Origin of the sequence: Pedobacter nyackensis (genome assembly GCF_032678475.1) — a bacterium.
In the GTDB taxonomy this organism is placed as follows: Bacteria; Bacteroidota; Bacteroidia; order Sphingobacteriales; family Sphingobacteriaceae; genus Pedobacter; species Pedobacter nyackensis_A.
The window spans coordinates 198,795-220,273 of the sequence record NZ_JAVTSF010000003.1 but is presented as its reverse complement, the minus strand read 5'-3'; the positions used below and the strand labels follow the sequence as shown (position 1 = coordinate 220,273).

The window sequence follows — 21,479 nt, the reverse complement described above, 5'->3', positions numbered from 1 at the left end:
TGTTTCAACTTATTGATCTAAAGGTAAAAAGGCTAAAACAAGATTGTGCCAGGCGATTTGTATAGAAAGAAGTACTTATATTTAGCAATTTATATGGTGTTGAATAGCTTAATGATGTACATTGAACAATAATTTAGTGACATAAGATGAAAAAGTTAATGCGCCTACCTTTTGAACTGTGTTTCTGGATAGTAGCCTTGCTGCTATTGGGAATTGCAGATCTACACGTGCATAGTACTGAACAACATTTTACACTATGCCCGCTTGCCAATATGGGCTTTAGCTGGTGCCCTGGTTGTGGAATAGGCAGGTCGATAGGACATTTGCTGCAAGGTGATTTTAAACTGAGCATAAACGAACATTGGTTTGGCATACCGGCTTTGCTGATTATTGTAAACCGTATTGTGATTTTGATTAAAAATAATTTTAAAAACCGGAAGGTATTAAACCTAAAATATAAGGAGGAAAGATATGTTTGACTCACCATTTATGTCGCTGCCGGGCATTTCGCCGCAGGAATTTTCTTATTTGCAAAGTGCAACTACAGGATTTAGCGAGCAACAGTTAAGGGGATTTTTGATGATTTACAGTGGTAAAAGGAGAAATCCGGATGATATGATATTGTACTGTATACTTGGGTTTTTCGTGTTCGGATTATCAAGATTCCTGGTAGGACAGATCGGTATGGGTATTTTATACTTCTGTACAGCAGGGCTATGTTTTATAGGGACAATTATAGACCTTATCAATCACAAAACCCTGGCTTATGAGTACAATCAAAAGATGGTTTTTGAGAGTTTGCAATTGGTGAAAATGGGTAATATACAGTAATTAAAATCTATTGTATATTTACGGGATATGAGGTTATCTGTTTTAATAAAGCACCTGGAGGCCTTTGCTCCATTGAATTATCAGGAAGATTATGACAATTCGGGCCTGATTGTAGGCGATCCAAATGAGGAAATACGTGGAGCCCTTGTGGCGCTGGATTGCATAGAAAGTGTTGTTGATGAAGCCATTTTACATAATTGTAATCTGATTATTACGCACCATCCAATCGTTTTTAAGGGCCTGAAAAAGATCACGGGGAAGAATTATGTGGAGCGTGTAGTATTAAAGGCTATTAAAAATAACATTGCATTATATGCCATACATACCAACCTTGACCATGTTGAACATGGGGTAAATGGTGTGATCAGTCGCAGACTTGGATTAAAGAATACGAAAATTTTAAGTCCGAAAAATGCAATTTTAAAGAAACTCGTTACTTTTTGTCCCGTTGCGCAGTCGGATGTACTCAGAGAAGCATTATTTGCTGCCGGTGCAGGAAATATTTCCAACTATAGCGAATGCAGCTTTAATGCTGAGGGTTTTGGTACTTTCAAAGGAGGAGAGGATTCTGATCCTTTTGTTGGAGAAAAAGGAATACAACATCAGGAACAAGAGGTTAGGATTGAAACTATCTTTAAGGTTCAGGACGAAAGAAAAGTAATGCTCGCTTTGTTTGAACATCATCCGTACGAAGAGGTTGCTTATGATATTTATCCACTGGAAAATGAACTGGGCAGTGTTGGAGCGGGTATGATTGGCTGGCTTGAGGAGGCGTTGGATGGTCATGAGTTTTTGAGGATGGTGAAGAACAGCATGGATGCAACGGTGATCAGACATACACGTATTTTACCTAAAAAGATAAGAAAAATAGCGGTTTGCGGAGGTTCTGGGAGCTTTTTGCTGAAAGCAGCTATTGCTGCCGGCGCAGATGCTTTTGTGACTGCTGATTTTAAATACCACGAGTTTTTCGACGCAGATGAAAAATTAGTAATCGCAGATATCGGACACTTTGAGAGTGAACAATTTACATCTGATTTGTTGATAGATATTATTCAAGAAAAATTTCCTAACTTTGCAATCCGTTTAACGGAGCATAATACAAACCCCATAAATTATTTCATTTAATGGAACAAACTGTAGAGCAAAAGCTAAAAGCTTTATACGAATTACAAACCCTGCATACTCAGATTGATAAAATACGTCAGATACGCGGTGAGCTGCCAATGGAAGTTGCCGATTTAGAAGATGACGTTGCAGGTCTGGAAACACGTATACAAAAATTCAAAGGCGAATTGGATGATACTGAAGATGCCATTGTAACGCGTAAAAATATGATCAAGGACGCTCAAAACCTGATCAAAAAATATGAGACTCAATTAAAAGACGTTAAAAACAACCGTGAGTATGATGCCTTAACAAAGGAGGTAGAAATACAAACGCTTGAAATTCAGGTTTGTGAGAAGAAAATCAGAGAATTCGGATTTGATATTTCTCAAAAAACTGATATCTATGATAAAGCTGTTGCTGATTTAGAATCAAGAAAGAAAGATCTTGATATTAAAAAGGGAGAGTTGGAGACCATTACTGCTGAAACGGAGAAAGATGAGCAGGGCTTGCTAAAGAAAGCTGAAAAGGCTGAAACTCAAATCGACGAAAGACTTTTGGTGGCTTATAACAGATTAAGAGGAAATGCAAATAACGGTTTGGCAGTTGTTACTATCGACCGTGATTCATGTTCCGGATGTTTCAACCAGATTCCACCTCAACGTCAGTTGGATATCCGTCAGCGCAAAAAAATTATCGTTTGCGAGCATTGTGGAAGGATTTTAGTGGATGAGGCATTAACTCAGGAAGTTGCACCGGTATAAATACCAGTTATCAAAATATAAAAAAGGTCGGAAATTACATCTGACCTTTTTTTGTGCCTAAATTTATGGCAATTAAAAACATAGAAAATGTAATATGCGTTATTTTTGTTTAATCCTCTTCCTCTTGTTTATTCCCGGAGCATTGTTTGCTAAGTTTGATTTTAATGCAAATTGTTTGAAAGCTTATGGACTTATATTTGAACTGAAACTAAACGCTGCAAGACAGTTAATTGTGGTTGAAAAGAAGAATAACCCTGAAAACTCAATTGTTCCTTTACTGGAAAATTATGTAGATTTTTTTCAATTGTTAACTACAGATAGCAAGGCTGATTTTGATCGTTTAAAGGGGAATAAAAGCAAACGGCTGGATCAAATAGAGGATGATAAAGAAAAGTCTCCTTATAGCCTTTATGCACAGGCAGAGATCAATTTACAGTGGGCATTAATCAGAGGACGTTTTGGGGAGCAGATTAATGCTGCAATGGAAATAAAAAAGGCTAATGCCTACCTGCGGGAAAATGCTAAAAAGTATCCTGCTTTTCAATTGAATTTTAAGGGACTTGGTTTGATTAGTGCTGTATTGGGAAGTTTGCCTGATGGGTTCATGAAAAGTACGCTTTCTACTTTTGGAATAAAGGGAGATGTGAAAAGTGGGCTCGCTATGATGCAGCGGTTGGCAGCAGGTTTGCCTTCCTCAGTTTATGAGCCGTTTTATGAAGAAGTTGTATTTTATTATTCATTCGTACTGGTAGATGTGGCTCATAGTGAAAATGCTTACGCAGAAACGATGAAATACGTTGGGAGGGTGTCTGACTCCAGTTTATTAAAATCTTATCTTAAATCGTATGTAAGTGCGAAAAAAGGGCATACAGAAGAAGCTATTATTACACTTGCAAATCGACCTGTCGGACAACAGTATCAGTCATTTCCTTACCTGGATTATTTGATGGGTATTGCGCGGTTGAATAAGTTGGATTTGACTGCTTCAACATATTTTAATAAGTTTTTACAGACCAGTAAAGGAGTAAGTTATGTGAAAGATACCTATTTGCATTTGGGCTGGATGGAATTGATTTCTGGTGATAGAGTGGGGTATGATCAATACTCGGCGAAGGTTAAGGGATCTGGTTATGCCATCAATGAAAGGGATAAACAGGCGATGAACGAAGTTGCAGACGGAGCACCTAATATAGGGCTACTAAAGGCCAGGTTGTTATTTGATGGGGGGTATTATGCTAAGTCTCTTGAGGTTTTATCGGGGATTAAAGAAGGTGATTTAAAACTAGTCAAAGATAGGGTGGAGTACTTTTACCGCTTGGGAAGGAACAATGATCAGCTGGGCAAATCAGACGAGGCTTTGGAAAACTACCAAAAGGCTGTGACTTACGGGAAGAGTCTCAAAGCATACTTTGCAGCGAATTCGGCTTTATTTATGGGTAAAATCTATATGAAGAAACGGAGTTACGCACAGGCTAAATCCTGCTTTAATACAGCCATCAATATGAAAGGCCATCAATACGAAAACAGTATTGAAAGCGAGGCAAGAGACAGTTTAAAAAGGATAAACTAAAAACGATATATAAAAGCATTGATGTGCATACCTGCGCCTACAGATGTAAATATAGCATAGTCGCCTTTATTCACTTTGTAGCCTTCAACTTTGCCTTTTCTAACCAGATCAAGTAGGGTAGGAATGGTTGCTACAGAACTGTTTCCCAGCCAGGAAATGGTCATAGGTACCAGGTTTTCAGGAACAGTATCCAGATCATACAGCTTAAATACGCGTTTCATAATGGCATTGTCCATTTTTCCATTTGCCTGATGAATAAAAACAATTTTTATGTCAGTTATGTTAATTCCTGCTTTATCTATTGCAGCTTTTACAACCTTTGGAACGTTTGACACGGCAAACTCGTATAGCTTTCTACCATTCATTTTAAGATAGGCGTTGCCATTTTGCTCGTCTGGGTTATTACTTTTTCCCATCACGAGCAATGAGCCATGCGTAGCAGCATAGGTTTGTGTTTTGTGGGCAATGATACCTAATGGTGTTTCGTCTTCCCGAGCTTCGAAAATTACAGCAGCAGCTCCGTCGGAGAAAATCATGCTGTCACGATCATGTGGATCAATAATCCTGGAAAGGCTTTCTGCTCCAACTACCATTACACGTTTTGCATCACCACTTTGTATAAGATAATTGGCCTGAATGGCTCCTTGTACCCAGCCTGGACAGCCGAAAATCAAGTCGTACGCAACGCAGTCAGGATTTTCTATCTGAAGGATCTGCTTTATCTTGGCTGCAAGGGAAGGAAGGATATCCATGCGGTTGCTACCATTTTTAACATCACCAAAGTTGTGGCAGAATATAATATGGTCCAGGCTTTCTTTATCTATTCTGGCATCGTCAATTGCTCTTTGTGCAGCTATTGCAGCGATATCACTACTTACCTGGTCGTCATCAATATAGCGGCGCTCGTTGATTTCTGTGATTTCTGAGAATTTGCTGATGATTTCGCTGTTTTCTTTTTCCAGTTTTACGCCATTGTCATAAAACGAAGCGTTTAAAAAGGCATTTCCTGAGATAATGTTTTTAGGAATATAGCTTCCTGTGCCCGATATAACCGAGCGTAAGTTTGTTTTAATGCCCATTTTGAACCATATACTGTTTTGGTGTACAGTATAAAATTAAGATAAATATATTAGATTAAGAAAAATCGTCAATTAAAAATACGAATAATTCTTTAGGGCCATGTGCGCCAAGGACCAAAGTCTTTTCAATATCTGCAGTTCTGCTAGGACCGGTGATGGTACTGATCATGGAAGGGATTTCTGTACCGTATTTATTCTTGATGAGTTTGAATGCGTCTTTTAGATCCATAACCATTTGTCCGGTACGTGCAATTACAATGTGATGATGTGGAAATATGCTTAACCTTCGTCCGGCAGCATTTTGATTTGAGACCATTACAGAGCCATTACGGGCAATTAAGGCTTCGCAGAGTGTTATGCCTACTTCAGCCATTTCAAAGTCTTTGTCGGTCTGGTAAAAAGGGAATTCGTAAGTAGCAAGGAGGTCTTGTAATTCAGGTTCCCAGCAATATATTTTTCTCCAGTTAAACTTCTCGGCTAACTGAAGGATATTTTCAATGAAATCTATTCCATTTTCGCAGTAGATGAAGTTTCCTGAAACAGCAGTAAGCTGTTCTGCGAATAAAATTTCGGGATACTCCCTGTGATCTTCGCTCTCTGTGTAAAGAGGGGTATCTTCTAAATTTGGATAAGGGTTATCTCTTCTTTCCAGAAGGGCTTTCCTTATCTTTTTTAGCATGAGCTCTTTTGAAGAAATGTTTTCCTGCATAAAAAATGGATTTGCTGCCGTTTCCTTAAGGAAGACGGCAGCCCCATAAATATTGTAATTAAGACTCTGTTTGTACCGGATTTATTGGAGTTGCAGGGTCAGTAGGCTGACTTACCCCGTCGTGCAATAATCCTTCGGCAGCTGGTTTCTGATCACCGGTTCCATTTACAAATTCATCATAAGTGGTACGGTTATCAAAAGGGCGTTTGCCTAAGATTTCCTCTAAGTCGGCCTGGAAAAGAATCTCTTTTTCTATCAGTTTCTGAGCAAGTTTTTCTAAGCCTTCTCTTTTTTCTGTAAGTAATTCTTTTGTTCTTGCGTATACATCTTCGATCAATAAACGAACCTCGTGATCAATCATTTCAGAGGTTTTCTCCGAATATGGCTTGTTGAAATTGTATTCGTTTTGCGGATCGTGGAAGGAAACGTTACCAATGGTGGTGTTCATACCATAAATAGTTACCATGGCGTAAGACAATTTGGTGATCCGTTCAAGATCGTTCTGAGCACCGGTTGATATTTTACCAAAAACGATATCTTCTGCCACGCGACCACCCATGGTCATACACATACCGTCGGTTAACTGTTCTGTGGTATAAAGGAATTGCTCCTTAGGCAGGTATTGTGCATAGCCAAGGGCTGCAACACCACGAGGAACAATAGATACCTTAACCAATGGATCGGCATGCTCAAGGAACCAGCCTGCAATAGCATGCCCGGCTTCATGATAAGCAACTATACGTTTTTCTTCAGGAGAGATGATTTTGTTTTTCTTCTCTAAACCACCAATAACACGGTCGATAGCGTCTTGGAAGTCCTGCATGTCTACAAATTCTTTATTACGACGTGCGGCAATTAAAGCAGCTTCGTTACAAACGTTGGCAATTTCTGCACCTGCAAAGCCCGGGGTTTGTGCTGAAAGCTTTTTCGCATCAACAATTTCATCTGTTTTAATAGGCTTCAAGTGAACTTTAAAGATTTGCTCACGACCAACCAGATCTGGTTTATCAATAGATATTTGTCTGTCAAAACGTCCCGGTCTCAATAAAGCAGAGTCCAATACGTCAGGACGGTTAGTTGCAGCAAGAATAATAATCCCTGAATCTGTACCGAACCCATCCATTTCAACAAGTAGCTGGTTTAGCGTATTTTCACGTTCATCGTTTCCGCCCATCATGCTGTTTTTACCACGAGCACGACCAATTGCATCTACCTCATCAATAAAGATAATACAAGGGGCTTTATCTTTAGCTTGTTTAAATAAGTCACGTACACGTGAAGCACCTACACCAACAAACATCTCCACGAAATCAGATCCTGAAAGTGAGAAGAAAGGCACCTGGGCTTCGCCTGCAACAGCTTTAGCTAATAACGTTTTACCCGTACCTGGTGATCCTACCAATAATGCACCTTTAGGTATTTTACCGCCCAGGTTTGTATATTTTTTAGGATTTTTAAGGAAATCGACGATTTCCATTACTTCTTGTTTTGCTTCTTCAAGACCCGCTACATCGTTAAAAGTAACGTTTACCTGGCTCTCTTTATCAAAGAGTGTTGCTTTAGATTTTCCTATGTTGAATATCTGTCCGCCACCACCACCGGCACCACCACCCATACGGCGCATGATGAATATCCAGAAGCCGATAAATAGTAAAACAGGTAGAATGATAGTTAAAAACCAGGAGTTAAATGAACTCTGTCTGGTTTGAATGTCCGGTTGGATCTGTTGATCAGCCGGTAAATTTTTCTGAGATTCTTTCAGGTCTGTGCTAAGCTTGTCGAAAGACCCGGCATTAAAGTAAACAACCGGGCCATCATTAGGACCGAAGCTATTTCTGCCCAGGTATTGCTTATACTTAGCTTCTTTTAGGCGGTCTTTTTTAATAAAGACTTCTGCCTTGATTACATCTTCATGTTTGTAGGCAATAATTTTCTCTACATCGCCCGGAATCAGCATTTGCGTTTCAAATGTACGGTACGATATTGTTTTAGCGGTATCTCCGCTAAACATGAATTGTAGTAGGATAAGGCCTAAAATAATTGCTGCATAAACCCAAAAGATATTAAATTTAGAACCTTTTTGAGGTTTTTTAGGAATATTCGGGATTTTCTTAATCAACTTGGGCTTCGTATTTGGATTCTCTTTCATCGTTAAATCAAAAATGGGTTGAATGATTAGGCGCTTTGATAGGATGTTGACTGGGCGTCGCCCCATAAGTCTTCAATTCCATAAAATTCGCGCTTTTCAGTTTTAAATATGTGAACTACAATGTCAAAATAATCCAGAATGATCCAGTCTGCATGATCCAGACCTTCTTTTCTCCATGGATTAGTTTGCGTGTTTTTATAGATCTCTTCTTCAACGCTATCGGCAATTGCTTTTACCTGAGTAGCGGAATCTGCGTTGCAGATAATAAAGTAATCAGAAACGGAACTGTTAAGCTCCCTTAAGTCTAACCTTACAATGTCGTTTCCTTTTTTTTCCTGTATGCCATGTACAGCTATCTCTGAGAGGTATGTAGAAAGGTTTCCTATTTTCTTTTTTAACATTAAAATGTTTTAATTTTGATAAACAAATATACAATCAACACTTGCAAAATAACACTTTTTCAACATTATTTGTTGGTCAAAATTTGATAAGATTATCTGAGGTTGATTCTACCAATAACTTTTTAAAATCTAAGGTGTCAAATTCCGAGCCATTACCCGAAGGGACTGTTATAATGGCAGGTCACCAGTTTGCGGGGAGGGGACAACAGGAAAACACCTGGTTTACTGAGCCCGGTTTGAACCTTACTTTTAGTATCTATTTATGTCCGTCCTTCTTACCGATAAGCGAGCAGTTTATGCTGAATATGGCTGTTAGCGTAGGTATTAGAGATGCTTTAGCTAAATTTTTGGGGCCTTTGTTAAAGGTGAAATGGCCCAACGATCTGTATTATAATGATCAGAAGCTAGGTGGGATTTTAATTGAGAATATCCTGTCCGGAATTACCTACAAGGCCGGTATTATTGGCATAGGAATCAATGTAAATCAGCTAAATTTTGACCCGGCACTGTTAAATAAGGCAACTTCTATGCGAAAAATTTTACAACGGGATGTTAATTTATTGGAGCTTTTAGCAGAAATATGTAGTCATATCGAGGGTCAATATCTCAAATTGAAATCCGGAGCTTTCAATAAGTTACAGGCTGATTACGTTAAAGGGTTGTATAGATTAAATGAAAAGAAGCTTTACCGGAGCAACAATGAAACGTTTGAAGGGGTAATTACCAATGTAGCGGCCGGAGGCTTCCTGATTATTGAATCAGAGGGGATAGAAAAGCAATATAATTTTAAAGAAGTAGAATTTTTAAACAACATTTAAAGATTATAGCTAATTTCACGGCCTTGTAGCAAAAGAGCTTTAAATCATCTGAAAATAAATGAACAAAATAAAAAATATTGGAGTATTAACGTCGGGTGGCGATGCTCCCGGAATGAATGCTGCCATTAGGGCAGTGGTTAGGGCCGCAATTTACTATGATTTACAGGTTACAGGTATTTTAAGGGGATACGAAGGTTTGGTTCATGGTGATTTCATCGAGATGGACCGAAAATCAGTAGCCAATATTATTCAGCGCGGAGGCACAATTTTAAAAACGGCACGTAGTGATGCTTTTCGGACTAAAGAGGGGCGCGAACAGGCATACCAACAATTATTGAAACACAAGATAGATGGATTGATTGTGATTGGTGGCGACGGTACCTTTACAGGGGCGAGCTTGTTTACCAGCGAGTTTAATTTTCCAATTATTGGATTGCCGGGTACTATAGATAATGACTTACAGGGAACCGATTTTACAATTGGTTACGATACAGCAATCAATACGGTGGTAAACGCTGTAGATAAGATCAGAGATACAGCAGAGTCGCACGATCGTTTATTCATCGTAGAGGTGATGGGCAGAGATTCAGGGTTAATCGCTCTAAGGAGCGGAATTGGCGTTGGTGCAGAAGCCATTCTTATTCCGGAAGCCAATATGGGTGTTGAAGGATTGATTAACAGACTGGAAAACGGAAGGAAGGACAAGGCTTCCAAGATTGTTGTTGTTGCAGAAGGAGATGAGGTTGGTGGGGCTTTTAATGTTGGTGAGGCATTAAAGAAACACTTTCCGAATTACGATATCAGAGTTTCTGTACTTGGACATATTCAGCGTGGTGGAAAGCCTAGCTGTATGGATCGGGTATTGGCTAGTCGTTTTGGTGTAGCCGCAGTAGAGGGGCTTTTGAATGATCAGTCAGGCGTAATGGTGGGGCAAATAAACAGAGAGCTGGTGTTTACACGATTTGATCATGCTATAAAACATATCGATGCACAGGAAGTGAGTCCGGCGTGGTTGAAACTGGTTGAGATATTGTCTTTATAATTATAGAAATGGCCCTTTTAAAGGGCCATTTTATTTTAATCTTCAATGATGACTGCTGTTCCGGTTGCGGCAACCATTAACATGCTGCCTCCACTGCCTACAGTTTCATAATCAAGGTCAACACCGATGATGGCGTTGGCACCCAGTGCTGCTGCATATTGCTGCATTTCGTTTACAGCAGTTTGTTTGCCTTCTCTCAGTACCTGCTCGTAAGATCCAGATCTTCCGCCAACTATATCGCGGATACCCGCAAAAAGATCTTTAAAAATATTGGCGCCAATAATGGTTTCGCCGCTAACAAGGCCTATATATCTGACTATTTTTTTGCCTTCTATTGTATTCGTTGTTGTGATTAACATAGTGATTCGTTTTGCTTTTTTGATGCCATTAATCTTTAAATGTTACAAGAAAATTGCTGGAAATGAATTTTAACGGACTGCATCTTGTTAATCATTAGTATTTTACTTACTTTTGCAGCCCCGCAAGCATGAAGCTCCGGGAACTATGTTGAATACATAAACAAAAAGAAGAAATGGCAACTAAAATCAGATTGCAAAGATTCGGTAAAAAAGGGAAACCTTTTTTCCACGTAGTGGTAGCGGATTCCCGTTCACCAAGAGATGGTAAATTTATTGAGCGTTTAGGTTCTTACAACCCAAACACCAATCCTGCAACTATCGACATTAATTTCGATAAAACTTTAGACTGGGTAAACAAAGGTGCTGAACCTACGGATACTTGTCGTGCTATCCTTTCTTACAAAGGTGTTTTATACAAAAAACACTTAGAAGGTGGTGTTAAAAAAGGAGCATTAACTGCTGAACAGGCTGAAGTTAAATTCGCTGAGTGGTTAACTGCAAAAGGCGAGCGTATTGAAGGCAAAAAAGAAGGCTTAACTAAATCTAAAGAAGAAGTTAAAAAAGCGGCTTTAGCTGCTGAAGCTAAGAAAAATGCTGATCGTGCTGCTGCTCTTGCAATTAAAAATGCACCTGTAGTAGAAGAAGTTGCTGAAGAAGAAGTAGCTGTTGAAGCTGCTGCTGAGGTTGCTGCTGAAGAAGCTCCGGCTACTGAAGAAGCTACTCCTGCTGCTGAAGAAAACAAAGAAGAAGCATAGTATTTTTTTATGCTAATGGATAGCGAAGAAATTTCATGAAAATGAATTCTTCGCTATTTTTATTTTTAAGTAAATATGACACAAGAAGAAGCGTTTTACATAGGGTACATTACCAAGACAAAAGGGTTAAAGGGAGAGGTTCAGCTATTTTTTGAATATGATGAGCCGGGGTTGTTAGACCTGGATGTGGTATTTGCAGAGATAAATGGTAAAATGGTGCCGTTTTTTGTGTCGTCCTGTAAATTGCAAAACAATAATACGGGTAATTTTTATTTCGATGATATTGATCATATAGATAAGGCACAGGCTTTAGTTAGAAAAAAGATTTACCTGCCCTTAACTAAAATGCCAGATCGCTCTGATGAGGATTTTCATTATAATGACCTGAAAGGCTTTATCGTTTCGGATGAAACGCAGGGAGAGCTGGGGGAAATTATTGAAGTGAATGAATATCCTCAACAATTTGTAGCAACGGTATTATACAAAGGCACAGAAATTATGTTCCCTTTAAATGAAGACATGATTATTGAAATTGATGAAGAAGAGGAGACTTTATTGGTAGACTTACCAGAAGGTCTTTTGGACATATATCTATCAAATTAATTTATCTTTGTAAGATGCGTTTTGACATTATATCTGTATTACCTGATTTATTGGTTAGTCCTTTTGCTCATTCTATTCTTCAGCGTGCACAAAAAAAAGGTATCGCTGAAATAGTTGTTCATAATTTACGTGATTATGCGACGAACAAGCAAAAAAGTGTTGACGACTATCCTTATGGTGGTGGTAGTGGTATGGTGATGTCTATCGATCCCTTTGCCCGCTGTATTGAGGGGCTTCAGGCAGAACGAAAATACGATGAGATCATCTTTATGAGTCCTGATGGCGAAACGTTCAATCAGACTATTGCGAATGAGCTTTCGGGCAAGGGTAATATCATGATTCTTTGCGGGCATTATAAAGGCATAGACCAACGGATCAGAGATCTTTTTGTAACCCGTGAAATTTCTATCGGTGATTACGTGCTTTCGGGTGGAGAACTGCCTGCTGCAGTACTTGTAGACGCAATCATTCGTTTAATTCCGGGGGTGTTGAATGATGAGACCTCTGCATTGTCTGATAGCTTTCAGGGCGAGCTGCTGGATGCTCCTGTTTATACCCGTCCTGCGGACTGGAGAGGGCATAAGGTGCCTGACGTGTTGTTGAGTGGACATGAGGCCAGGATCAATGAATGGCGTCATGAACAAGCGCTTATTCGTACACAAACCCGCAGACCAGATTTGCTGGAAGATTAATCTTCTTTTACTTTACAAATGATAAACTTATGTGTTTTGGTAAAAAACACGTGCTTATTTTTGGTTGTTTCATTCTTTTCTTAGTAAGTTTACCATAAAAAAATATGTACTCTCCGTTTTTCTAGAAGGGGGATGGTATATGAGATTTAATGGCAACTAAAATTTATTATATGAGTAATAATACCAGAAAGTATAAAATTAATGATTTTTTGTTACGATTGCCGGTACATCAATATAGAGAGACGGTAAAGATCCTGCCGAAAATTTTGGGTATATCCTTGAATACTTTTAATAATTATAGAAATATTTTACTGGGGGACAGACAAGACATTCCGCATGAAAAGGTTGTTTTGTTTGAAAAACTATTTGAAATGCGGGGAGGAGAGCTGATGAACAAAGAGCTTAGGTGTAAGCCGTTAAAAGAATTGTTGAAACAGGGGCCGGTGGAGATGTAAATTTCGGGACGTAAAATAAAAACTTATAATTTATAAAAGGCAAAGGATCACAGGCATTTAAAAAGTTTTTTAATAATATGTGACCAGAGATTTTATTACCAGAAATATGTCATAAGGCTTTTTTTTGGTGTTGTACTGTGTTTTTTTATAAATTAATAGCCTACTGAGTTTTACTTTCATTTTGTGGAAATATTAAAGAATGTGGAAAAAAACAAAAAAGACTTTTATTTTTAAAATAAAATTCCTAATATTGCAGTCCGATTTTAAACAAGAAAAAGTCGGCTTAATAGCTTAAAATCATGGATTTAGTAAAATTTGTTGAAGAGCAGGTAATCGCAAAAAATGAGTTTCCTGCATTCAAATCAGGAGATACAGTGAGTGTTCACTATAAAATTCGCGAAGGTAATAAAGAACGTATTCAAATTTACCAAGGCGTAGTATTACAACGTAACAGCGTTGGTGCAAACGAAACGTTTACCGTTCGTAAAATGTCTAACGGCGTAGGTGTAGAGCGTATATTCCCTATTAACTCTCCTAACATCGCTAAAATCGAAGTGAACAGCCACGGTAAAGTTCGCAGAGCGAAATTGTTCTATCTGCGCGAATTAACTGGTAAAGCAGCTCGTATAAAATCTAAAAGAGTTTAATTCTTTTAAAAAAAGATATATTAACCTCACCGATCATATCGGTGAGGTTTTTTTGTTTGTATATCTTTGCGCCAACTAACTTAATATATATAATGAAAGAACTGTTAAAAAAATTCGAAGAGAAGCGACCGGAAGTTGTATTTGAATGGAAAGACAAAGAGTCTGAAGCTGAAGGATGGGTAGTTATAAATTCTCTTCGTGGTGGTGCTGCCGGTGGTGGAACCAGAATGCGTAAGGGCTTAGATAAAAGAGAGGTTGAGTCCCTGGCAAAAACAATGGAGGTAAAGTTTACCGTGTCGGGCCCCCCAATTGGTGGTGCCAAATCAGGGATAAATTTTGATCCTGCAGATCCAAGAAAGAAAGAAGTATTGGAACGTTGGTATAAAGCTGTAATGCCACTGCTAAAGAATTACTATGGTACCGGTGGTGATTTAAATATCGATGAGATCCATGAAGTGATTCCAATTACAGAAAATTATGGTTTATGGCATCCACAGGAAGGTGTAATTAACGGACACTATCACGCAAGAGAGAACGAGCGTATCCACCAGATTGGACAATTGCGTTATGGTGTATCTAAAGTGTTGGAAGATTTAAATTACACGCCTGATATTAAGAGAAAGTACAAAGTAGCAGATATGATCACAGGTTACGGTGTAGCAGAGTCTATTGGTCATTTTTACAGCCTTTGGGGCGGTCAGTTAGCTGGCAAAAAAGCGGTTATTCAAGGATGGGGCAATGTTGCAGCAGCAGCAGGTTATTATTTGTCGCAAAATGGAGTAAAAATCGTAGGTATTATCGATCGTGTAGGTGGACTGATTAAGCCGGAGGGCTTTAGTAAGGACGAAATCATAGATCTTTTTAACAACAGAGCTGGTAACACCCTGGTATCTCCGGATCTTATTTCTTTTGAAGAGGCCAGTAAACAGATTTGGAATGTAGGGGCAGAGATATTTGTACCTGCAGCAGCTTCGAGGTTGGTACAGCAGGCAGAGGTTGATCAGTTAATTGCTGGTGGACTGGAAGTTATTGCGTGCGGTGCAAATGTTCCTTTTGCTGATAAAGAGATTTTCTTCGGCAGTATAATGGAGCATGTTGATGAGAATGTTGCAGTAATTCCTGACTTTATTTCAAACTGCGGTATGGCAAGAGTTTTTGCTTACCTGATGCAAAGAAATGTAGAAATGAGTGATGATGCTATTTTTAGTGATGCTTCTCAGGTTATTTATAAAGCGATGAAGGCGGTACATGATGAGTCTTCAGCGCCAACACAACTTTCTAAAACAGCTTTTGAAATCGCATTAAAACAATTAGTATAGGTATATGGATAATCAATTTTTTGAACAAATTTTCTGGGGCAATACGGTTAAGCAATATTGTATTTTTCTTGTAGTTATTTTACTGGGACTGCTGTTTAAAAAATTGGTTTCCCGATTGTTTAGCCGGGCTCTTTTTAAAATATTTAAAGGCTTTGCTGATGAGGTAAACGGGGAGACTTTTGTTTCCCTGCTTTTAAAGCCTATAGAGTCATTTATTACCTTCTGTACAATATACATTGCCATTAATAATTTAAGTCATCCTCTAGACATTGGATTGTGGCAAAAATCGAAGACGAAAATCGAGGTTACCATTGGCGATTGTTTGGATAAGGTTTTTCTTTTTCTAATCATTCTTTCGATCTTTTGGATAATTCTAAGGATTATAGATTTTATGGCTTTCGTTTTAAAAAACAAAGCGGTTAAGACCAATAATAAGGCCGATGATCAGTTGGTGCCTTTTTTGAAGGAGTTGACTAAAACGCTGATCTGTTTTTTAGGATTTTTTGTCCTGCTTGGCTTTGTTTTTGAAATCAATGTGTTAACCCTGATTACGGGGTTGGGGATTGGTGGTATAGCCATTGCCCTGGCGGCAAAAGAGAGTCTGGAAAACCTGATTGGTTCATTTACAATCTTTCTCGATAAACCTTTTACCGTTGGAGACGTAGTAAAAGTAGATGGAATAGAAGGCACAATTGAAAAGGTTGGTTTCAGAAGTACATGGTTAATTAGTCCTGATAAAACGACTATTGTTATTCCTAACAGGGCAATGATCGATGGTGTGCTTGAAAATGTTACGTTAAGGAATTATAGAAGAGTAAACTTTTTCATCGGCATTGTTTATGAAACCGAGGCCGATGATATTAAACAGATCATTAAAGCGATTGGAGACTTTCTGACGGCTCATCCGGATACACAGGATGGTTATGCTACGTTTGATAATTTTGGTGATTCTGCCCTGAATATTCAAGTTGTTTATTTGGTGAAGAACATGGAACATAGCAAATATGTACGCGTAAAAGAAGGGATCAATTTTAAGCTGATGGAGATTGTTAAGGAGTATCGCTCAGACTTTGCCTATCCAACGCAAAGATCAATAGGAGATCACCCTAATAAAGCATAATTAGAAATAAAAATGCCCTGGATATTCATTATCCAGGGCATTTTTTTATTCTTTATAGTTGCTTAAGAGAGTTCCGCCAATACGGTAATTCCTCCTTTTACCACCTGGTTCAGTTCCAGGTTAACTTTGGTGCCTAAAGGTAAAAAGATGTCTACTCTTGAACCGAACTTGATAAATCCGAATTCTTTCGCTTGCTCTACTTTATCACCTTCTTTTACATACCAAACGATTCTTCTGGCCAATGCACCGGCTATCTGTCTGAATAAAACAGGCGTACCATTTTTATGTTCAACTACTACTGTTGTTCTTTCATTCTCCGTTGACGATTTAGGGTTCCATGCCGCTAAATATTTACCTGGATGGTATTTAAAAAACTTAACAACACCTGAAATCGGGTTTCTGTTGATGTGCACGTTAACCGGCGACATAAAAATAGATACCTGTAGTCTTTTATCTTTAAAGTATTCTCCTTCTTCAGTCTCTTCAATTACGACAACTTTTCCGTCTGCTGGACAAATTACCAGGTTTTCACCGTTGGTAAATGTGCGCGAAGGATTTCTGAAAAACTGTAAAACAATAATAAATAAAGAAAAAGAGAAGATATAGATTAACCACTTTAACCAGGTTATATCAGCAAATTTGTAATCGATAAAAGCATTCAGAACAAATATGAAAAGTACTGATAGTGCAATGGTAGTGTAACCTTCTTTGTGTATGGTCATTGATATGTCTTATATATTTTTCCCAAAATTGTGAAAAAAAAATTACATTTAGCCTAAATCGGCAGGAACAGTTTTTTCACGGTAGATATCTTTGAGGTTTCTGCCAAGACCATCATAGTCTAGGCCGTAGCCCACCACGAACTCATTCGCAATTTCAAAACCCGTGTATTCGAGCTCTTCAATTGGTGCTTTTAATGCGGCTGGTTTAAACAATAAGCTGCAAACTTTAACGGAGGCAGGTTTTTGTTTTTTAACCTCATTTATGACGTAGTTAAGGGTAAATCCGGTATCAACAATATCTTCAACAATAATCACATCCCGATTATGAAGATGATCAGGTAAGCCGAAGGTCTCTTTAATTTTTCCGCTGCTTTCTGCTCCGTCATAAGAAGAAACCCTAATGAAACCTATTTCGCAGGGAATTTCAACCTCCTTTAGCAGGTCGGCCATAAAAAGAAAGCTTCCATTTAATACGCCTATAAATATTGGGCATTTGTCTTCGTAATCGATGTTGAGCTGAATGCCGATCAGACGCGTGCGTTTGCTAATGGTATGATTTTCTAAAAACAGTTCAAATGTTTTGTCTGCTATTTGAATTTGATTTGTCATAATTTATTTCCTAAAGCGCGGGTTTTTCCTGTTCTTTTTCCCTTCTTCGTTGTTCCCGTCGCTCTTGTCTCAATTCTCTTTTCGTTTTGGTGGTATCAATTTTAGCCGGCTGCGTATGAGTGGTGTCCTTTTTTTGTTTACCAAACAGGCGGTCAAACAGACTTTTTGAAGCATCATGGGTTTCAATAGCTGGCAGCAGAGGATCCTCGTCGCTTTCCAGCGCATTGGTGTCAATGCTGGTCGAGTCTGGTAACAGGTATTTTCTTAATCCATCACGCAATTGTACATTATAAAAACCATAGCCATTGGAGTCTACAGGCGTAAGTCCGCGGCCTGCCATAATTTTTCCTATGAATTTAAAATAAGGGTAGAGGTAATCTTTAAGTCCACCATCATCTTTAAATTTGTATAAGGCTATTTTAGGCCTTGGGACAATATTGGCCAGGAAAATACCTTCTCCGATGTTCAGATCTGAAGGTTTCTTTCCAAAATAATAACGGGTCGCTTCACCTATTCCATAGATGTTCTGACCCATTTCAATAATGTTAAAATACACCTCGAGCATACGGTTTTTACTAATCAGATTGTTGTTCTCAATGAGCCATACAATTAGAATTTCTTCTACCTTTCTGGAAAGTGTTTTTTGCCTGCTTAAGAACACGTTTTTCACAAGCTGCATAGAGATGGTGCTACCGCCACGTACAAATTTCTTTGCTTTAAAATTGACCGCGATAGATTTTCTGATGGATTCCTGAACAAAGCCTTTATGCGTAAAGAATGAAGGGTCTTCTGAAGTCAGGATTGCATTTTTAAAGTTACTGGAGACTTCAGAAAGCGGAGTGTAATTTGGGTTGCCAGGGCCTATCAAAATGTCGCGCATAGGCTTGCCACGTTCGTATGGGGTGTAAACAAAATCCTTGTTCATTTTTTGTAGATCAGTTTTTCCCCATTTTAGGATCTTAAAATTCGATGGAGTTAATGAAGAGCTAAATTTAACGCTGTCTGGCAATGTACTATCCAGGTAAAAATTCAGGTCATAACTTATTTTTCCACGTACCTGCATTCCATCAAGGGATTCAAACAGCCCTTGGGGGAAAGCGCTAATGATCTCCTGCGCATCCTGTTCAGGCGCATGGAGCTTTACTTCGTAGATCTTGTTTGGTGAAAGGGTATATTTTATATAGGGATGAATAGATGCTTTCTTAAGATAAACTGTTGATGTGCTGTCCAGCGCCACAAAGTTCTTTCCGATTAACATATCGGCCTCAATTTTTGCATCAGCAACAACAATGTCGTTGGATGCAATTTTTGGGTGATTGATCAGTAAGTTCTTAATAGACCAGGAGCCGGATATTTTAAAGTCATCGCCGCTATAATCGGCATTTTTCATTTCAGTTCTTACCGTATCAAAACTAAACTTAGCATGCAGCTTGCGTTCCAGATATGGAAGTTCTACTTTTTTATTGTCGGCAAAAAGCATAATATCCATTTGTTTTTTTCCCGGTTTTACGGTTCCATTAATGTGCCAGGTAGATTCTGTTTCATTAACCAGGATTGTTGAACTGAGCTCTCCATCGTCGATAGTTGCGTTACTGGTTAGAAATGTAAGTTTTGCGGTATCGTTGTCATTGACATTCAATAGAAAGTCTTTGATCTGCATATTGTCCGGGATCTTGTAGAGTACCTGGTTCAGGAGGTTGTGTGCAAGGTCGCCAAGACCAGTTTTGGACTTCTGTTCCGGATTGTCTTTCTTTTTTCGTTTCAGCAGGAAGTCCAGGTTGCTCAATGAATCTCTGAAGACAATATTGAGCTTACCCATGTTTAAGTCAATTTCAGATAGTTTTACATCTCCAAAAATCAAAGGGAAGAGCTTAACTCCAATCGTCATATCGGAAATGGTTGTTAATGTGTCCCTGTCTTTGGGTACTACAGAGATGTTTTTCATGTGGACAGTACTGAATCCATTGAATCCATATTCAGCAATTTTCACATCCAGACCGTAATCTTTATCGGCCTTGGCTATAGCTTTAGCCATCATTTTCTCTAAAAGCGCTTCTCTTTTGTTATAGGCTATAATGCCCGTAATCATTAGTAGAATAATAATTATCCCCAATGCCCACGCTCCGGTCTTAATGTACTTTTTAGGGATGTTAATTTTAGGAAGATGCATGCTATAAAAAAGATTTTATTGCTAAACGTTAAACTCAAATGTTTATTTCGTGTTAAAATTACAATAAAAAGGGGCATTTAAAATTAATTGTGGCGGTCTTTTGTTAAATTTGGCTAATGATGATTAGCCCAGAACAAGTTCTAGCCGCTTTGAGGAATGTTGAGGATCCCGATCTTAAGAAAGATCTGGTTACACTGAACATGATCAAAGACTTAAAAATATCCGGTAAACAAGTCAATTTTACCCTGGAATTAACTACGCCTGCATGTCCGATGAAAGACATGTTAAAAAATGCATGCTTAAATGCGATCAAGCATTTTGTAAGTCAGGAAGCCGAAATAGAGATCAATATCACTTCAAAAGTAACGAAGCCAATGGATACCACCCAGTTAAAGGCAATCAGGAATATTATCCTGGTATCTTCTGGTAAAGGTGGGGTAGGGAAGTCTACTGTTGCCAGTAATCTCGCGATTACGCTGGCTGCCGATGGCGCAAAGGTAGGATTGATTGATGCAGATATTTACGGCCCTTCGGTTCCAATTATGTTTGACCTGGTGGGCGCAAAGCCTTCTGCCCGGGAGACTGAAGATGGTAAAACCCTGATTATGCCTATTGAAAAATATGGAATAAAGCTGCTTTCATTAGGCTTTTTTGCGGATCCCGATCAACCAGTGCCATGGCGCGGACCAATGGCTTCAAATGCAGTAAAGCAGTTGTTTAATGATGCTGATTGGGGTGAGCTGGATTATCTTATTGTAGATCTTCCTCCGGGAACCGGGGATATTCACATTACCGTTACTCAAAGCTTCCCGATAGCTGGCGCAGTAATTGTAACGACCCCACAGCAGGTGGCGCTGGCAGATACACGCAAAGGATTGGCGATGTTTAGAATGCCGGGTATCAATATCCCTGTTTTAGGTGTGATAGAGAATATGGCTTATTTTACTCCAGAAGAGTTACCCGAAAATAAATATTACATTTTTGGAAAAGACGGGGGAAAAGAACTGGCAAAATCATTTTCAGTTCCATTCCTTGGCGAAATTCCAATTGTTCAGGGGATCACTGAAGGAGGAGACAATGGCGTACCTGTTGCGATAAACCGTGAACATAAAATAGCAGTATCTTTTACTGAAATTGCGGGTAAAGTGGCGCAGCAAATCGCTATCAATAACGCTCAAACGGCCGAAGATCTTTCCTTAAGGGTTTAAAAAGGTACCGAATGAGGAAAAAAATTACTATTTTTATATTTTAAAATACCAAAAATGAATTTAACAGAACAAGTAGAGCAAGCATTAGAAACTATCCGCCCATATTTAATTGCCGATGGTGGAGATGTTGCTATAGAAGAGATTACGGCAGAAAATGTAGTTAGATTAAGATTATTGGGCAACTGCGGATCCTGCAAAATGAGCTTTATGACCATGAAAGCAGGTATTGAACAGGCTATTTTAAAGGCTGTTCCACAAATTACTGCCGTTGAAGCAATTAACCTGGCAGAGCCGGTTTAGAAATGATTTAACACAATTTAACTAGCCGTTTTATTTATAACAGCTATTTTTGT

At 38.7% G+C, this 21,479-nt stretch carries 24 protein-coding genes; 16 read left to right on the top strand and 8 right to left on the bottom strand.

The window, feature by feature from the left end; genetic code table 11:
- Positions 1 to 146 precede the first annotated feature (146 nt).
- The 5 genes from R2Q84_RS11945 to R2Q84_RS11925 all read left to right on the top strand — a co-directional run bounded on the left by R2Q84_RS11945 (position 147) and on the right by R2Q84_RS11925 (position 4,269).
- Positions 147 to 479, top strand: coding sequence for a DUF2752 domain-containing protein (locus R2Q84_RS11945; protein WP_316816773.1), 333 nt, complete (start codon positions 147 to 149; stop codon positions 477 to 479).
- Positions 472 to 831: a TM2 domain-containing protein gene (locus R2Q84_RS11940; RefSeq protein WP_316816772.1), complete on the top strand. Its 360-nt coding sequence runs from the start codon at positions 472 to 474 to the stop codon at positions 829 to 831. The genes R2Q84_RS11945 and R2Q84_RS11940 overlap by 8 nt, the downstream gene beginning before the upstream one ends.
- Before the next feature lie 27 nt (positions 832 to 858).
- Positions 859 to 1,956: a Nif3-like dinuclear metal center hexameric protein gene (locus tag R2Q84_RS11935; protein WP_316816771.1), complete on the top strand. Its 1,098-nt coding sequence runs from the start codon at positions 859 to 861 to the stop codon at positions 1,954 to 1,956.
- Entirely contained in the window at positions 1,956 to 2,699 is a 744-nt protein-coding gene (locus R2Q84_RS11930; protein WP_316816770.1) for a zinc ribbon domain-containing protein, read from the top strand. Before R2Q84_RS11935 ends, R2Q84_RS11930 begins: the two co-directional genes overlap by 1 nt.
- Positions 2,700 to 2,793: 94 nt before the next feature.
- Positions 2,794 to 4,269, top strand: a complete 1,476-nt coding sequence (locus R2Q84_RS11925) for a tetratricopeptide repeat protein (protein ID WP_316816769.1) — start codon at positions 2,794 to 2,796, stop codon at positions 4,267 to 4,269.
- On the opposite strand, the gene R2Q84_RS11920 is transcribed toward R2Q84_RS11925, so the two are convergent.
- Genes R2Q84_RS11920 through rsfS form a run of 4 tightly spaced genes read right to left on the bottom strand, consistent with a single transcriptional unit; the run spans position 4,266 to position 8,607 of the window.
- Positions 4,266 to 5,348: a ketoacyl-ACP synthase III gene (locus R2Q84_RS11920; protein WP_316816768.1), complete on the bottom strand. Its 1,083-nt coding sequence runs from the start codon at positions 5,346 to 5,348 to the stop codon at positions 4,266 to 4,268. The two genes, R2Q84_RS11925 and R2Q84_RS11920, sit on opposite strands and share 4 nt — an antisense overlap.
- Positions 5,349 to 5,403: 55 nt before the next feature.
- Entirely contained in the window at positions 5,404 to 6,057 is a 654-nt protein-coding gene (locus tag R2Q84_RS11915) for a lactate utilization protein C (RefSeq protein ID WP_316816767.1), read from the bottom strand.
- 58 nt (positions 6,058 to 6,115) lie between these two features.
- On the bottom strand, positions 6,116 to 8,206 hold the full coding sequence (gene ftsH / locus R2Q84_RS11910; protein ID WP_316816766.1) for an ATP-dependent zinc metalloprotease FtsH: 2,091 nt from the start codon (positions 8,204 to 8,206) through the stop codon (positions 6,116 to 6,118).
- A 26-nt stretch (positions 8,207 to 8,232) separates the two neighbouring features.
- Positions 8,233 to 8,607, bottom strand: a complete 375-nt coding sequence (gene rsfS / locus R2Q84_RS11905) for a ribosome silencing factor (protein WP_316816765.1) — start codon at positions 8,605 to 8,607, stop codon at positions 8,233 to 8,235.
- Positions 8,608 to 8,690: 83 nt separating this feature from the next.
- Here rsfS and R2Q84_RS11900 point away from each other — a divergent pair, with 83 nt between their 5' ends.
- Together R2Q84_RS11900 and pfkA are read left to right on the top strand one after the other, a co-directional pair.
- Positions 8,691 to 9,425 carry a biotin--[acetyl-CoA-carboxylase] ligase gene (locus R2Q84_RS11900; RefSeq protein WP_316816764.1) on the top strand — a complete coding sequence of 245 codons (735 nt, stop codon included), beginning with the start codon at positions 8,691 to 8,693 and terminating at the stop codon, positions 9,423 to 9,425.
- A 58-nt stretch (positions 9,426 to 9,483) separates the two neighbouring features.
- Positions 9,484 to 10,467 (top strand): 6-phosphofructokinase, encoded by a 984-nt coding sequence (pfkA, locus tag R2Q84_RS11895; protein ID WP_316816763.1) that lies wholly within the window; start codon positions 9,484 to 9,486, stop codon positions 10,465 to 10,467.
- Between the two features lie 35 nt (positions 10,468 to 10,502).
- Here pfkA and R2Q84_RS11890 read toward each other — a convergent pair whose 3' ends face one another.
- Complete coding sequence (locus tag R2Q84_RS11890) at positions 10,503 to 10,826, bottom strand: heavy metal-binding domain-containing protein (RefSeq protein ID WP_316816762.1); 324 nt, start codon at positions 10,824 to 10,826, stop codon at positions 10,503 to 10,505.
- Between the two features lie 173 nt (positions 10,827 to 10,999).
- On the opposite strand from R2Q84_RS11890, the gene R2Q84_RS11885 reads away from it, so the two are divergent.
- The 7 genes from R2Q84_RS11885 (at position 11,000) to R2Q84_RS11855 (ending at position 16,417) form a co-directional block, all read left to right on the top strand.
- Complete coding sequence (locus R2Q84_RS11885) at positions 11,000 to 11,581, top strand: 30S ribosomal protein S16 (RefSeq protein ID WP_316816761.1); 582 nt, start codon at positions 11,000 to 11,002, stop codon at positions 11,579 to 11,581.
- A 75-nt stretch (positions 11,582 to 11,656) separates the two neighbouring features.
- A complete protein-coding gene (rimM, locus tag R2Q84_RS11880) occupies positions 11,657 to 12,184 on the top strand; it encodes a ribosome maturation factor RimM (RefSeq protein ID WP_316816760.1) in 528 nt (175 codons plus the stop codon).
- Between the two features lie 14 nt (positions 12,185 to 12,198).
- Complete coding sequence (gene trmD, locus R2Q84_RS11875) at positions 12,199 to 12,876, top strand: tRNA (guanosine(37)-N1)-methyltransferase TrmD (protein WP_316816759.1); 678 nt, start codon at positions 12,199 to 12,201, stop codon at positions 12,874 to 12,876.
- 170 nt (positions 12,877 to 13,046) lie between these two features.
- The gene (locus R2Q84_RS11870) at positions 13,047 to 13,331 is read left to right on the top strand and encodes a hypothetical protein (RefSeq protein WP_316816758.1); all 285 of its coding nucleotides are present in this window, start codon (positions 13,047 to 13,049) and stop codon (positions 13,329 to 13,331) included.
- 299 nt (positions 13,332 to 13,630) lie between these two features.
- Positions 13,631 to 13,978: a 50S ribosomal protein L19 gene (gene rplS / locus R2Q84_RS11865; RefSeq protein WP_008241658.1), complete on the top strand. Its 348-nt coding sequence runs from the start codon at positions 13,631 to 13,633 to the stop codon at positions 13,976 to 13,978.
- Positions 13,979 to 14,070: 92 nt separating this feature from the next.
- Entirely contained in the window at positions 14,071 to 15,297 is a 1,227-nt protein-coding gene (locus R2Q84_RS11860) for a Glu/Leu/Phe/Val dehydrogenase dimerization domain-containing protein (protein ID WP_316816757.1), read from the top strand.
- A gap of 4 nt (positions 15,298 to 15,301) precedes the next feature.
- Positions 15,302 to 16,417, top strand: a complete 1,116-nt coding sequence (locus R2Q84_RS11855; RefSeq protein ID WP_316816756.1) for a mechanosensitive ion channel family protein — start codon at positions 15,302 to 15,304, stop codon at positions 16,415 to 16,417.
- Positions 16,418 to 16,479: 62 nt separating this feature from the next.
- On the opposite strand, the gene R2Q84_RS11850 is transcribed toward R2Q84_RS11855, so the two are convergent.
- From R2Q84_RS11850 to R2Q84_RS11840, 3 genes are read right to left on the bottom strand one after another with little or no spacing between them, the layout of a single operon-like run.
- Positions 16,480 to 17,139, bottom strand: a complete 660-nt coding sequence (locus R2Q84_RS11850) for a phosphatidylserine decarboxylase family protein (protein ID WP_316816755.1) — start codon at positions 17,137 to 17,139, stop codon at positions 16,480 to 16,482.
- Between the two features lie 48 nt (positions 17,140 to 17,187).
- The gene (hpt, locus tag R2Q84_RS11845) at positions 17,188 to 17,748 is read right to left on the bottom strand and encodes a hypoxanthine phosphoribosyltransferase (protein ID WP_316816754.1); all 561 of its coding nucleotides are present in this window, start codon (positions 17,746 to 17,748) and stop codon (positions 17,188 to 17,190) included.
- Positions 17,749 to 17,758: 10 nt separating this feature from the next.
- Positions 17,759 to 19,918, bottom strand: a complete 2,160-nt coding sequence (locus R2Q84_RS11840) for a biosynthetic peptidoglycan transglycosylase (protein ID WP_316816753.1) — start codon at positions 19,916 to 19,918, stop codon at positions 17,759 to 17,761.
- A gap of 119 nt (positions 19,919 to 20,037) precedes the next feature.
- On the opposite strand from R2Q84_RS11840, the gene R2Q84_RS11835 reads away from it, so the two are divergent.
- Together R2Q84_RS11835 and R2Q84_RS11830 are read left to right on the top strand one after the other, a co-directional pair.
- Positions 20,038 to 21,126 (top strand): Mrp/NBP35 family ATP-binding protein, encoded by a 1,089-nt coding sequence (locus tag R2Q84_RS11835; protein WP_316817178.1) that lies wholly within the window; start codon positions 20,038 to 20,040, stop codon positions 21,124 to 21,126.
- A gap of 54 nt (positions 21,127 to 21,180) precedes the next feature.
- Positions 21,181 to 21,426: a NifU family protein gene (locus R2Q84_RS11830; RefSeq protein WP_316816752.1), complete on the top strand. Its 246-nt coding sequence runs from the start codon at positions 21,181 to 21,183 to the stop codon at positions 21,424 to 21,426.
- Positions 21,427 to 21,479: the final 53 nt, after the last annotated feature.